The organism is Trinickia sp., from assembly GCF_051961175.1.
Lineage (GTDB): Bacteria > Pseudomonadota > Gammaproteobacteria > Burkholderiales > Burkholderiaceae > Trinickia.
The window spans coordinates 1-14143 of record NZ_JBQCDN010000067.1 but is presented as its reverse complement, the minus strand read 5'-3'; the positions used below and the strand labels follow the sequence as shown (position 1 = coordinate 14143).

Annotated in this window: 11 protein-coding genes; 5 read left to right on the top strand and 6 right to left on the bottom strand. The window is 59.9% G+C overall.

Going from position 1 to position 14143, the window contains the following annotated elements; translation table 11 throughout:
• Nucleotides 1-91 precede the first annotated feature (91 nt).
• From ACTHL0_RS03650 to ACTHL0_RS03640, 3 genes are all read left to right on the top strand, one after another.
• Complete coding sequence (locus ACTHL0_RS03650; RefSeq protein ID WP_440565229.1) at nucleotides 92-820, top strand: pirin family protein; 729 nt, start codon at nucleotides 92-94, stop codon at nucleotides 818-820.
• A 7-nt stretch (nucleotides 821-827) separates the two neighbouring features.
• Entirely contained in the window at nucleotides 828-1109 is a 282-nt protein-coding gene (locus tag ACTHL0_RS03645; protein ID WP_440565228.1) for a hypothetical protein, read from the top strand.
• Nucleotides 1110-1891: 782 nt separating this feature from the next.
• Complete coding sequence (locus tag ACTHL0_RS03640; protein ID WP_440565227.1) at nucleotides 1892-2911, top strand: GlxA family transcriptional regulator; 1020 nt, start codon at nucleotides 1892-1894, stop codon at nucleotides 2909-2911.
• A 111-nt stretch (nucleotides 2912-3022) separates the two neighbouring features.
• Here the strand turns inward: ACTHL0_RS03640 and ACTHL0_RS03635 are convergent, their stop codons facing one another.
• Both ACTHL0_RS03635 and ACTHL0_RS03630 read right to left on the bottom strand, forming a co-directional pair.
• Entirely contained in the window at nucleotides 3023-4225 is a 1203-nt protein-coding gene (locus ACTHL0_RS03635) for a glycosyltransferase (protein WP_440565226.1), read from the bottom strand.
• A gap of 210 nt (nucleotides 4226-4435) precedes the next feature.
• Nucleotides 4436-5101 carry a DUF1345 domain-containing protein gene (locus ACTHL0_RS03630; protein WP_440565225.1) on the bottom strand — a complete coding sequence of 222 codons (666 nt, stop codon included), beginning with the start codon at nucleotides 5099-5101 and terminating at the stop codon, nucleotides 4436-4438.
• A gap of 193 nt (nucleotides 5102-5294) precedes the next feature.
• Between ACTHL0_RS03630 and ACTHL0_RS03625 the strand changes: the two genes are divergently transcribed.
• Nucleotides 5295-7004, top strand: a complete 1710-nt coding sequence (locus ACTHL0_RS03625; RefSeq protein ID WP_440565224.1) for a VRR-NUC domain-containing protein — start codon at nucleotides 5295-5297, stop codon at nucleotides 7002-7004.
• Nucleotides 7001-9292, top strand: a complete 2292-nt coding sequence (locus tag ACTHL0_RS03620; RefSeq protein WP_440565223.1) for a helicase C-terminal domain-containing protein — start codon at nucleotides 7001-7003, stop codon at nucleotides 9290-9292. The genes ACTHL0_RS03625 and ACTHL0_RS03620 overlap by 4 nt, the downstream gene beginning before the upstream one ends.
• A 31-nt stretch (nucleotides 9293-9323) precedes the next feature.
• Here the strand turns inward: ACTHL0_RS03620 and ACTHL0_RS03615 are convergent, their stop codons facing one another.
• From ACTHL0_RS03615 to ACTHL0_RS03600, 4 genes are all read right to left on the bottom strand, one after another.
• Nucleotides 9324-9977, bottom strand: coding sequence for a hypothetical protein (locus tag ACTHL0_RS03615; protein WP_440565222.1), 654 nt, complete (start codon nucleotides 9975-9977; stop codon nucleotides 9324-9326).
• Between the two features lie 174 nt (nucleotides 9978-10151).
• Complete coding sequence (locus ACTHL0_RS03610) at nucleotides 10152-10910, bottom strand: M48 family metalloprotease (RefSeq protein WP_440565221.1); 759 nt, start codon at nucleotides 10908-10910, stop codon at nucleotides 10152-10154.
• Nucleotides 10911-11368: 458 nt separating this feature from the next.
• The gene (locus ACTHL0_RS03605; RefSeq protein WP_440565220.1) at nucleotides 11369-11731 is read right to left on the bottom strand and encodes a hypothetical protein; all 363 of its coding nucleotides are present in this window, start codon (nucleotides 11729-11731) and stop codon (nucleotides 11369-11371) included.
• A 482-nt stretch (nucleotides 11732-12213) separates the two neighbouring features.
• Entirely contained in the window at nucleotides 12214-13716 is a 1503-nt protein-coding gene (locus ACTHL0_RS03600) for a hypothetical protein (RefSeq protein ID WP_440565219.1), read from the bottom strand.
• Between the last annotated feature and the right edge of the window lie 427 nt (nucleotides 13717-14143).

Genomic DNA, 14143 nt, shown 5'->3' with positions numbered 1-14143 from the left:
TCCGACCGTGAATAGGTGGGCATAGACTCCCTACCCATCGACACCTGCATCGCTGCATCCGTTGGGTGTCCTAACGTTTTGGAGAATGATAATGATCGAAATCAGGCACGCAGCCGATCGCGGCATCGCGGAACACGGCTGGCTCAGCTCACGCCATACCTTCTCGTTCGCCGAGTATTTTGATCGGGAGCAGCTCGGATTTTCGGATCTGCTCGTCATCAACGACGACCGGGTCGCCGCGGGTCGCGGCTTCGGCCGCCATCCCCATCGCAATATGGAGATCTTTTCGTACGTGCTCGACGGCGCGCTCGAACATCGCGACTCGATGGGCAACGGTTCGACGATCGTGCCGGGCGACGTGCAATTGATGAGTGCGGGAAGCGGCGTGGCACACAGCGAGTACAACCCGTCGCCGACAGATCCGGTGCATTTCCTGCAGATCTGGATCGTGCCGTCGGATTCGGCGCTCGGCGCAGAACCCCGCTATCAGCAGATGCATGTGGGCCCCGAGGAAAAGCGCGGCAAGCTGCGCTTGATGCTCTCCCCGGACGGCGCTGACGGCTCGCTCGCGATCAGACAGGACGCTCGCGTTTATGCCGCGCAACTGAACGGCGAGGAAACGGCATCGCTCACGCTGGCCGGCGATCGCTATGCGTACGTTCATGTGGCGCAGGGAAGCGTGACGCTGAATGGTATTGCGCTGAGCACCGGTGACGGTGCGAAGCTGCGCGGGGAAACTTCGCTGACATTGACGGACGGTAGCGACGCCCAGGTACTCGTGTTCGATCTGCGCGCGCAAGAAACGCCGCAGATGCGCTGATGCCTGGATGAAACGAACGACATGGGCGGCACGCTTCCCCTGTGTGGGTGCACTCGCCGGGCGCGGCCCGGTGGACGTCGTGCCGCTCAATAGGCCTCCGCCGCCGCGATTCCTGCTCACGGCGGAGGCCGTCCTGATCGCGGCGATCGTTTTGTCGGTACTTGTCGCATGGCAAATGCAGCGTCCCTTGATTCGCGACCGCGGCGGCCACTGCGACGTCAGCAATTATCCGGCGGGCGGTCTCCAAGTAAGAATCATGTTCCCCAATATTCCCTGGTACGCAGCGTGAAAGCGTGAAGCGTTTACCTACCCCGTAATCACTCCCTCGCGTCGGCGCTTCCAATGTCCGCTACGCGCCCCGCATAACCGGGGCCAATGCGCAAAATGGCAGTTTAGTCATGGCGGAATAGTATGACTTTCGCGTTCGACTAGCATTTATCCGCCAATTTCAAGCGCGCTGTTGCGCAGTATTAGCCGGCACGGCATATTTTCGCGCAAGTGGATCCGGCGGTACCTGTCTCACTCAGTTCAGTTCCGACCGCTCCCATTGCCTCCCTGATTTTGAATCGTCCCCAGTGCCAAGCGGTGCCCGCTAGCGGATTCAACATTTTTAGGCAAGTACTTAGTACAAATCATACGAATAGGCTCGACTTCCGCGAAACTTAAAATAATTCGGCGCCAAACACGCTGATAGGGGGACGCCAATAGAGCCCGACCCGTTACATTTCGACTTAATAGTTTTTATGTGGAAATTTAACCCGCCTCCTCTTATTATCGACGCCGATGGCGGTAATATATCCGGCAGTATCGAATACGAAGAAAGCGCGCAGATGCGGATTGCATCACCGTCCGACCGGCGTGCCGGCGCTGACTGCGTAGAGATCGGCTTGAACTTATCCGCCGCGCAAGCCAGTCCGCGTAGCCAGAAGCCATTGCAGATCGAACACTTTTAATGCTGTTTCGCGTCAATGCGAGTCGGCACACAAAAATAAACAAAAAAAATGAAACAAAAACCCTCGCAAATAGTTTGGAAGCAAAAATCGCGCGCATATAGGAACCAAGGAGCCAGCCATGATGGTTGAAAAAATCGAAAAAAATAGCGACATACGGCAACACGCGGGAACGACGGGGGCGCAGAGCGAAGAACCCAGTCCCCGCTGCAAGCAAATTGGACTTCTGCTGTTCAAGGGCTTTTCTTTCATGACCGCCGGCATGGTCGCCGAAGTATTCGACGTCGCCAACGAGCTGGGCGCAAACGGCCGAGGAAAGACCAATCTGTATAGCGTCCGCTTGCTGTCGATCGACGGGGGCGACGTGACTTGCTCGTCTTCGGCTCGCGTTTCCACCGACCGCTTGGAAGCCCGCCATCTGGGCGATTTGCACACGCTGATCATCGTGGGCGACGCGGGCGCGGCACTGGCCGCGCGCGACAACCCCTTTGTCCGCTGGTTGCGCGTGATCTATCAAAGGACGGACCGCATCGAGCCGATCGTCAGCCAGGCCGCGCTTGCATCGATCGACGCGCACCGCCAGAAAAAATTCGACGGCACCGACACCTGGACGCCGGCCCTGGAATCACGCAGCGCGGCCAGCTACGTCCCCAGTGCAAGCGACGATCAGCATCGGTTGCTTTGCCTCGCGCTGTTTCAGGTCAAACGGGATTTCGGGCTCGACGTCGCCATGAAAATCGCCGAGCGCTTGATGCCGGGCACGAGCCGCGTATTGCTGCCGAAGCTCAGCCGAACGAGCCATCGCAGCACGAGCGAGCAGGTGCGGGAATCCGCACGCTGGCTACTGGCCAATTGCGAGCAGGACATCACGATCGTCGACGCGGCGCGCGTGGCTGCGATGAGCCAGCGAAACTACCTGCGCCATTTCAAGCGCGAGATGGGCACAACCCCGTCGGAATTCCTGCTGCAGGCGCGCCTCGAACTGACACGGCGCCTGCTCGCCGAGACCAAACTGCCCGTGGATGTCATCGCGCGACATAGCGGTATGCGCAACGGCGACAACTTAGCCAAAATGTTCCGCAAACGGCTCACCGTGTCGCCCACGGAATACCGCTTGCGCAATGCCAGGGCAACGGTCTGACCGACGCGGCCGCGTCGATTGATCGCGGGCCGGCAAGCAAGGGCGAATCGCCGAACTCATTCGCCGAAAGCTTGCCGGGCCGCCGTCCGCTGCGCGCCGAACGCCGCGGACTCAACCGCTCATCGACGCTGTCTGGACGATTTTCTTGAAGTAATTGACGGTATCGCGCGCAAGCAGTTCGTCGGCTTCCGGTTGAGGGGCCGCGGGACCGTTGCCGGACAGTTCGAACGCTTCGTCGATTGCCGCATTGATGGAAGCGGCCGACAAGCTACGGAGCAATGGCCCCAGCCGATCACGCTTCGTGAGCCACCCGATCAGTCCCGAATCGGTCGCGATCACGGTTCTCCCAAAGCGGCGCGCCTGGGCCAACACATCGCTCATGCCATAGTGTCCCTTGTAGCCCACCCATACCGCGTCGCATGCGCAAAAGAGATCGGCCTCCATCTCCGGCGAAATGAATTGATCGAAAACGCTGACTCGACTGAACAAGCCGCCACCGATCGACGCCATAAAAGCGCGCACGTCTTTCGTTTGCTCGCCCGCAATGACAATCAGCGGATGCTCGTTGCGCCTCATGCACGCATACAAGAGTTCCTTGATTCCCTTGCGATCCGATATCGACCCATAGACGAGAATGCAGCGCTCTTGCCCGATTCCCAACCGCGCCCTTGCCTCGTGCCGCTCGACATACTCGACATCTGCGAATGGCGCCGCCAGATAGTGAACCGGCGGGCATTGGCTGCTGAACGGCGACTTGGCATGCCAGACGGACAGCATCGGGTCGATCGTCAGCACGGCCGCTAAATTTCCCCCGGCCAATGCCCGATGGAAGAGCCGCTTGCGCGCGAATTCGAGCAGCGGCCGGCGCGGTGCACCCACGCCCATTTCCCGCAAATGAAACCATTGGTGCATGGCGATGCACATCCAACGGGTGGCACCGAACGGCGAGCCCAGCATGCCGACTGCATTCAAGATGTAATCGCCATCGGGCACGACAACGAGATCGACCGGCTCCGACCGGCTCACCCGGCGATAAATCGAAGCAAAAGCCGCATATAAGCCGAAGCCGGTTTTGCCCGCCTTCAAAACCGCATGAGGAAAAGAGAAGCGATGGCCGCCTTCGCGGTGACTCACGATCCGAACAGCGGACCGCGAAACCTCATAGCCCACTGTAAGCGGGTGATTGCGGTGCTGCGGCTCTGTCCATAGCGTGCAATCGTACCCGGCCTCGACCAGTGCTTCGATCGTCCACTGAACATAACGCCAGCGATAGCCGGAAAGGTCTGGCTCGATGACAAGCGCGCGCGGTTTCATGGCGCCGGCCGAACAGCTTTTAATTGGATGCGCATATAGAGCGAATGGTGAGGCGTCTAGTTCGACAGTGTCAGTGATCGAATATGCCGCGTTGCCCGTAACGGAGCAACGCCGCCTTCAAAAATGACCGAAAACACCTAACCGTCCACACACCGCAGCCCTTCCAGGCAACACTAAAACGCCAGCAATCGCTCAGGGTAGGTCAGTTTTTCACGACCCGAGCAAGCCGGCTGCGATGTTCACGCACAGGCCCAGGACCGCGGCATTGAAAAAGAACGACAAAATCGATTGCGCCAGCGCCGTTCGTCTGGCGCGGCGCGAGCAGACGGAGACATCGGACGTTTGCGACGCCACCGCGATCGTGAAGGAGAAGTACATGAAGTCCCAGTAGTCGAGCGGCTCGTCGTCGTTGGGAAACTTCAGCGAAGCCTCGCCCTCGCCGGCTTGATGGTAATACCGCGCATATTCCAGCGTGAATACCGTGGGGATCAGCAGCCAGGCGCCGATCATCGTTGCGCCGGTCAACGCATAGTTAATGCTCGCCTGTGCCGCGCCCAGGCCCTTGGCCGAAACGAGTTCGACGACGATGGCAACCACGCTCGCGATCGCCGCGGCGGTGATGATCGCCAGCACGGCACTCGCGCCTTCGTCTTCACGCTCGGCCACCCGCTCGACGTCCGCCGGGCTGGCCGTCACCATCCGAATCCAGATCAACACGAGGTACGCCCACATCCCGATGTCCCACGCGAGAAGCGGCCGTTGAATCGGCCGCAAATGCCAAGGCTCGAGGAAGAAAACGAGAACACCGACCGCCGCGCCGATAAAGATACGGGGACGATTGCTCAAGAAACGAATGACACGTGCGGATGCACCCATAGGATTCCGGTCTTGTGAAGTCGAAGTGACGTAACGTTGGCCGCCATGATTGATGGAACGGCGGGCGACTATTATCGCTGGGGCATCGGGCGCCGGGTAGCACGGGGGTTGGGCGCGGGTAGCCGGGCGCGACCGTCGGCCGCCGGGAATTTGCTATTATTCCTGTACATTTATACAGTCCTACCGAGCCGTGGTGTCGCCCCCCGCCCCCTCGCCCTACTACCTGCTGAACTTCGAGCGCGCGCTGGCATGGATCGCCGAGCGCTACGACGGCTTGCTCGATACCGGCGAGCGCGATTTCCTGCACGCCTTCCGCGGTCTGCCGCAACCGTCGCGCGCGCTCTTCGTTCGAATGCTGATGCGGCAAGGCTCGTTGTTTCGCGCCAGCCGCCTCGTCTATGAGGAAATCGGCTGTGCGTTGATCGCAGCCGCCCCGTTGGCCGCGCTTGGATGGATCGACGCCGACGCTGCGTTGACCATCGATGAACTGTTCAACGTCGCGACGCGCCCCGAGCTTTCGCGGATGTTTCCGGACGCATCGGGCAGCAAATCCGTGCGCAAATCGGCTTGGCTCGAAGCCATGCGCGCGGACTATCCCGAACCGCGACGTTATGGCGAGTGGGCCGTCGATACGACAGACCGAGCCATTCGCACTACGATCGATCCGCTATGCGATCGCCTTAGGCTCATGTTCTTCGGCAATCTCCATCAAGATTGGTCGGAATTCGTGCTTGCCGATCTGGGCATCTATCAATACGAGTGCGTTCCGTTCCCGCCGTCCGCGCGTGCGTTTCGCGAACGGGCCGACATCGATGCGTATCTTTCGCTGCATGCGTGCGCGGCGGCACTGGATCCGCTCGTGGACGCAGATGACATCAAAGCCTTGCTTGCCACCGCAGTCGCGGTCCGGATCCGGATCGACAACCCTTGGCTGGAAAACCGGCGGGCGAAGCTGCTATTCCGGGTAGGCCAACACGCCGAGCGCCTCGCTCACTGGCCGGTTGCGCTCGACGCCTATACGCACAGCGCGTGGCCCGGCGCGCGACACCGCCGCATCCGCGTGCTCGAACGCGATGGCCAAATTCCCGCGGCGTTCGAACTGGCCACGGATGCGCTTCGCGAGCCGGAAAGCGAGGCCGAAGGCCAGCGTATTGCCAGAATGATCCCGAGGTTGCGCCGCGCGCTCGGGCTACCGGCCGAGCGGCCCATGCGGGAAAGCGACATCGAGCGAGAAACGCTTGTCTTGCCCTACCCCGACGAACCGTTCTCGGTGGAGTACGTTGCACGCGATCATCTGGGCACCGATGCGGCACCTGTCTTCTACGTCGAGAACGGGCTCATCAATTCGCTGTTCGGCTTGCTATGCTGGGACGCGATATTCGCGCCGGTCCCGGGCGCATTCTTTCACCCGTTCCAGCGCGGGCCGGCCGATCTGCACGCTCCGGATTTCCTGGCGCGACGCAGCGAAACGTTCGCGCGCTGCCTCTCGCAACTCGAAAGCGAGGCTTACCGGTCGACGATCCGTCGTCGCTTCGAGCACAAAGCCGGGCTGCAATCGCCGTTCGTGTTTTGGGGCGTACTCACGCCCGAGTTGGTCGAACTGGCGTTGGATTGCCTGCCCGCCGCCCATCTGAAACTCTGGTTCACGCGGCTGCTCGCGGATATCCGCGAAAACCGATCCGGATTGCCGGACCTCGTTCGATTTTGGCCCCAGGAGAAGCGCTACGAACTCATCGAAGTCAAAGGCCCCGGCGACAAGCTGCAAGATAATCAAACGCGCTGGCTGCGCTATTGCATCGCTCATGGCATGCCGGTGCGGGTTATCGATGTTCGGTGGATGGCACGGGTCGGTGTCGATGTCGATTTCGATAGCAACGACGACGAAAAGCAGGCCATGGCATGAGCTACGTCGTGGCCGTTCGAACGCTGTGCGAATTTACCGCCAAGCGCGGCGATCTCGACTTGCGTTTTACGCCGTCGCCCACTGCCCTGGAAGGTATCGAAGGGCACGCGACGGTCACGTCGCGGCGCCCGGCGGGATATGAAGCCGAGGTGACGGTCAGCGGGACTTACGGCGAATTGACTGTGCGCGGCCGAGCCGACGGATACGACCCGGCGCTGAATCGGCTGGAGGAAATCAAAACCTATCGCGGCCAGCTTGAAACGATGCCGGACAACCATCGTGCACTGCACTGGGCGCAGGCACTCGTCTACGGTCATTTGCTGTGCCAAGCGCGAGGGCTCGCGGCTTTGAACGTCGCGCTCGTGTACTTCGACATTGGCTCGCGAAAGGAAACGGTGCTCATGCAGACGCACGACGCGGCAACATTGCGTACGCTGTTCGAGCAGCAGTGCGAACGATTTCTCGACTGGGCGATGCGTGAGGCCGAGCATCGCCGCGCGCGCGACGCGGCGCTCGAACGTTTGTCGTTTCCTCACGGCGCGTTTCGCAGCGGGCAGCGCGAGCTGGCCGTGGCGGTCTATCGCGCGGCGCGCGACGGACGCGCATTGATGGCGCAGGCGCCGACCGGTATCGGCAAGACGCTCGCCACGCTGTTTCCCACGCTGAAGGCATGTGGACAAGGCCATATCGAGCGCGTGTTCTTTCTCACGGCGAAAACGCCGGGCCGGGCGTTGGCGCTCGATGCGATCGACTCGCTGCATCGCGTCGAGGGCGAATTACCGCTGCGCACGCTCGAACTCGTTGCACGGGATAAAGCCTGCGAACATCCCGATAGATCCTGCCACGGCGAATCGTGTCCGCTGGCACGTGGCTTTTATGACCGCCTGCCGGCCGCTCGGGAGGCCGCACTTGAAAGCCGTCGTCTCGATCGAGACACCGTGCGACAAGCGGCGTTGGCGCATGACGTGTGCCCTTACTACCTCGCACAAGAACTCGCGCGGTGGAACGATATCGTTGTCGGCGATTACAACTACTACTACGACAGCAGCGCCCTGCTTCACGCACTCACGCGCATCAACCAGTGGCGAGTGGCAGTGCTTGTCGACGAAGCCCATAACATGCTCGAGCGCGGACGGAAGATGTACAGCGCCGAGATCGAACAAGCCGCATTTAAAGCCGCGGGGAAGACCGCGCCCGGCGTGCTGAAGAAGCCGCTGCAACGATTGCAGCGCGAATGGAACGCACTCAATCGCGCGCAAACGAACGCTTATCAAGCCTATCCCGATGTGCCTGAGCGGCTGCTGTCGGCCGCGCAGAATTTAATCGGAGCGGTGACAGATCATCTCGCCGATGCGCCCCTCTCGCTTGACGATACACTGCTGCGCGTCTTCTTCGATGCGATGCACTTTGTTTCGTTATCCGAACAGTTTGGCGAGCATTCCGTATTTGATGTGCAGCTGCGGGGGGGTGTCGTGAGTGGCGGCGGCGGTATGCCCGAAGGAGAACGGCGGCGCTCGACGCTTTGCGTGCGCAACGTCGTACCTGCGCATTTTCTTGCTGCAAGGCATGCCACAGCGCACGCGACCGTCATGTTCTCGGGGACATTTGCGCCCGAGCAGTTCTATCGCGACATGCTTGGATTGCCAGAAACAACGGCTACGATCGACGTCGAAGGGCCGTTTCGCGCGCAGCAATTGAAGATTCACGTCGCGGCCCATGTTTCGACGCGATGGCGCGATCGGGAGCGCTCCCTGAGACCGATCGTCGATTTTATGGCACGACAAAACGCGTCGCGACCGGGGAACTATCTAGGCTTCCTGAGCAGCTTCGATTATTTGCAGCGTATTGCCGAATCGATGAGAACGCATCATCCGAACGTGCCGATCTGGACGCAGGCGCCCGGCATGGACGAAGCCGCCCGTGACGAATTTCTCGCGCGGTTCAGGACGGCCGATTCGGCCCATCATGGTATCGGGCTTGCCGTGCTTGGCGGCGCGTTTTCGGAAGGCGTGGATCTTGTCGGCGATCAACTGATCGGCGCGTTTGTCGCTACGCTCGGGCTGCCGCAGGTGAACGACGTCAACGAAGAAATGCGCCGCAAAATGGACGCGAAGTTCGGCAGCGGGTACGACTATGTCTATCTCTATCCGGGGCTGCAAAAGATCGTGCAGGCGGCGGGGCGTGTGATTCGCACCGAAACGGACGCCGGGGTGCTGCATTTGATCGACGATCGGTATCGGCGCGCGGAGGTAAGGCGGTTGTTGCCCAGGTGGTGGGAGGTGCCTTGAACCTGGAACGGCTGCGGGCCCTCCCCGTTAGCTAACTCGTGCCAAGCACTGACCTGGCCGCTTCCTGCAGCGAATCCGAGTCAAGCCGAAACGGGGCAACCGGCGCGCTGACGGGGAGTGCAAACCAGTGCGCAACAGGCCGGTCATAAGCGAATTCGATCGCCTTCCTGTGTAAAACATCGCTCCCGACAGCACTCGCGCCAAGCGCATGCCATAACGTGTCGAAGCAATCCGAAAGGTCGTAGGGCCGGTCGATTCTGAACGGGCCCACGGAACGCCACGCATTAACAGCGCCCACTTCTGCAAACGAAACGTCGTGCCCGAGTGCGTCAAGCTCAAGGCGGGTAGATAGGTCTGCAAAGAAGCTTGCACCATCCAGAGCGTTTCTCAAAGCGATCACACATTCAAATGCGCGTTGTGTAATCTCTTGCGTTGTTCCGCAGAACCGAATGCCAAAGAAAGCCGAATCAAAGAATGCTTCGAACGCCACTTCGGTGGCACCATCGAGATAGTCGCGAACGTGTTCGAATGACGGCACCTCATCGCGCCCGAACGCCCACGCGGTTTCCCATTGGCCGTTTTTTGCGAACTGGCCGAGGGTTGGGCGGGACTTGAATGCCGGGTGATCGATTATTGAGGCCATGCCTGAGTTGCCACCGGTGAAGGCGAGGGGCTTCGTGGACATTGGGACGCCACCCCAATCGCATTCTGACTAGTGAGCGCCCCGAATACTGGATCTGTCCGAAAACAAAGGGTACTGCTGCCAGCAGCCCCCCTGGGAATCAAGCGCCAATTCGATGGATGACGAACTGCCGCTCGCGTCTGCGATGCGCATCATTCCGCCATCCATCACGTGCGATCAGCTACCCTTTGCGATGCGATCCTGGATGTGCTGCGCACGGCTCGACGAAGACGGGTGCGAGCTCATCATCGAGCTCTTGCCGCCGTCCAACTGCGCGAGCTTCTGGAACGCGGTGACGAGGCCCTTCTGGTTCATGCTCTTTTGCTTCAGCAGGTCGAACGAGTAATCGTCCGCTGCGCTTTCCTGGGTCTGCGAGAACTGCGCGTTGATGAACTTCTCGGTGATGTCGCCGAGCTGCGAGTTCGACAGTGCCGCTACACCCGGCGATGCCGCGCCGGCCGCGGTACGCGCCGCACTGACAGCATACGCCGTCTGCATCGCCTTCTTCGAGTGACCGAGTGCGACGTGGCCCATTTCATGGCCAATCACGCCGCGCAGTTCGTCGTCGTTCATCATGTCCATCAGGCCGCTGTACACGCGCACGCAGCCGTTGCCCATGGCCCAGGCGTTGACGTCCTTGGTCATGTAGACCTTGTAGTTGATCTTCTGGCCGTTCAGCGTCATGTCGCCAAAGCCCTTCATGACCTTGGTCAGACGCTTCGAGTACGCGCTGTTCGCCGGAGCGATCGTCGATTCGGCGTCGCTGGACTTGCATGATTCGTTCGCCAGCGAGGCGATATCGCTGTCCGACAGCGTCGCTGCCTTGTACAGGCTGGACCCCGCCGACGTCAAGCCGTTCGGGTCGAGATTCTGTGCCCCGCCGCATGCGCTCAACAGAACCGCCACGCCGCATGCTACATATGCCTTATTCAACATCGATTCCCTCGTTCGTGGATTGTTTTTCAGGAATCGCGAATAATGCATCATCTGCATTACAATTGAAAGGTGTTTGTTGCTGTCGATAGACAGGCGTTGCGCGCAAGCATCATTTAACTTAGGCCATTGGCTTATACACGTCTTCCGCCTTCGTCCGCCAGACGGGAAGAGCGTGTTTGGTTTCAATGACATAGCGCAGCGCTTGCAGGCTTTCTGCGAATCGGGTTGCTGCCGCGCTTTGCTTGACCGCCCGGCCCAGGCGGCTAATACAAACAAAGCGTTCATCCGTGAATGCAAGTCACCGAAGCACGACTCGGACGCCTCGGCTTTTTATCCGGTGAGCGTGACGACTTCTCCGTCGACTGCACCAAACGGGACATCTTCGTCAAGAAAGCTTAAGAAGAGCCACAATACGAAGGATCCGACCTGCGGCCCTTGCTGTGGGCCAAGCGTTGCGCCTATAAAAGCTCAAGCTTCGCGGGAGATTTACTAAAAACCATTTTTAGATGGTCGCGCAGCTCCGCAGAGACAGGAGAGGCGATATGGATATGGAACTCCGAAACACCTACGGCAGCTGGATCGACTTCCAGCACAAACAATTTTGGTTCTGACCACGCCGAAACAACCTCGGCCGTCACGCTATCACCGTTCCCGCCGTACTCGATACTGATCGCTTCATCATCGCTCCCACTGTCAAAGAGCGCTTGCGAGAGGATCAGATATTTTTCCGGCTCGTCACTGGGCGTGTCCGCGAAACTCACTACGCACACATCGTCCTCGATGTAAGACACGACACTCTCTGCTGTAAATTCAAATCTCATTCGATGCTCGCTCAAGCTTCACCGCTTTATGGGCCGAGACGATCCGAATCATCGGCCCGCAACCCTCCACCACTATCGCAACAGCTAATGTCGCCTTCACCCAAGCCAGCGCATCCACGCTCGCTTCAGGAAGCCTTCCGGCTGTCCAATGCGGTGAACGTTGGGTGATTCGCCATGGCTGACGCGAATCATACGGCACGGGCCGCCGTCTTGGAACGGTTCGCGACCATTCGACAGTCGCGGCGCTGTCAAGCGCTCTTGTCTGAACCCGCGGTATTCGCGCCGCGAACCCCTGCTTTATCCGTGGATAGAGCTCGCCGGCCGGTAGATCGAGCGCGTGGGGTTCCTACCCGGTCAACGCGCTGTATCCACTCGGCCGACAGCCGCTCCCCGCGCTCGACCTTGCGCAAGATCGCACGATACGGCCGATATATGCGAGCAACTTCGGAACCGCCAGAGACAGCAGTTCGGTTGAGACGCGCCTACGCTGGCTGCGCATTCATGCTTTCGACTATCGATTTGCGCACTCGAGCCTGGTACTCCTCGCTGGAAATCTTGCCGCTCCTGAACAACCGCCATGTGGCATTCTTCAATTTGTTGTTCTTCTCATGTTGCTCAGCCTTGTCGGCATAGATGAGTGACAAGCGCGACTCGTACTCCTGCTCCGAAATACGTCCACCGAGCAGCAGGACAAGGGGAATCTGGCTCAGTTGATCCTTCCTCTGGCGTACCGCCGATTCGCTCGGGTAGAGGTTCGATACACGCAATTCGCATTCTTGCGCCGAAATCTCGCCGCTTTCGAGCAAGTCGAGCGCCGCCTTGGCCGAAGCTGCTTTCCGGGCATCCTCGACTCGAACGGCCTTCTCGCTTTGCGCCGCCCGTTCAGCGCGCGTAAGCGCCGGGGCGATGGCCGGCCTGGGCGTCCGTTCCGGGTTGACGCTCAAACGGCCCGCGATGAATCGCGACGTGGCCGACCGTGGCCCGCTGAATTCGAAGATGCCGCCCGTCTTGGCGGTAATCGATCCGGTATTCGATGTGATTTCTTTTCCGTTTTTATCGACAAGCTTTCCCTGAGTGGCATCTGCTCTGCACAAGCCCCAGTGAAACAGCAGTTTCCTGTCGGGAAAGCGTTGCTGGACTTCGTCCAGGATGTCCGAAAGCGGAATCGTCTTGGCAACGCGCACGACAGTGACGTTCTTGCCTGGACGAACATATCGTCCTTGCGCGTTAGTGATGTTGCCCAGCCTCAAAGCTTCCTCGGCGGTCAACGGATTGAGCGTATGTTGCGGAATAAACCGGCCTGGAGCGTAGTGTTCCCGATAGTCGCGCCGCAAGCCGCTCCAATTGCCCTGCGCAAGCAGTTCGGACGTCGTGTCCGATCCGCCCAAGAGCATTCCGCCCAACGGGCCATAAAAATTCATTCCCAAAGAATTATCGGGAATTTCCTGCATATACCCCTCGGGGCGAATGTCCGCATCGCCATGGCCGCTGAGCACGATGTTGTATACGCCAGGGGCGGCATCGCCTTCGGCATGTCCGACAGGATCGTCCGCGCCGAAAGCCAGCTCCGATTGTTCGGGGATCGTGTCGTCGGTCGGACCGTGAAGAAAAGTGATATCGCCACGGCGCTCGATCCAAGGTTCGTCAGGTGCAACGCCGGGCGAATCCGCATGGCCCGCGGGAATCAGCGCAGCCGGCAAGTTCCGTGCTCGAAGTTCTTTGTCCACGGCACGGCCGAGCCGGCCCGACAAGCGGGAATTTTTTGACAGATGCTGAAGCTCGTTGTCTTCGAGCTTCTTCGCCTGCCCGATTTCCTTGCGGGCGGTCGCCATATCCAGCAAACCGCGCAACGAGGACGGAAGACTCGACGACTTTCGTGTCGGTGCCGACGTCGACGCGGGCACAGGCGCCCGCGGATCGATATGGCGAGGCACACCCACTGCGCTGTTAGCGCTTGGCCCCTGCACCAATTTGGTACGACTCATGCCTGCTCTCCAGATCGGCGCGCCTGACGCCAACGAGTGCAGAGTGCCGCATCGGAAAACTAAACGCTCGGCTCACAGCGAAAATCCGGCGCCTCCATCGAATCGCTACCGTTGGATCTTCTGACTGTCCAGCGACAATCACTTTTGCCACAACCTCCACTGGCTCTTCCAAAAACTTCCACTTGCCACGACCGTCGAGGACTACGACGCGTTGTTGCCGTGGAAGATGCCCGACGACCTCCGCTGAGTCTCAGCCACCCGACTGCCGTTGGCTTAAACGGTCGATGACTACAACTCACGCCTGCCGTAGGGTGCGTCAGGTGAACCTCAGCATTAGCATCGGGCGCGTACGCAAATGAACGCGGGCGCCAAGGATAGTTCGTCATAGAGACGCTCGGAGGCTTGCTTCATTTCCACCTGGGGCCGC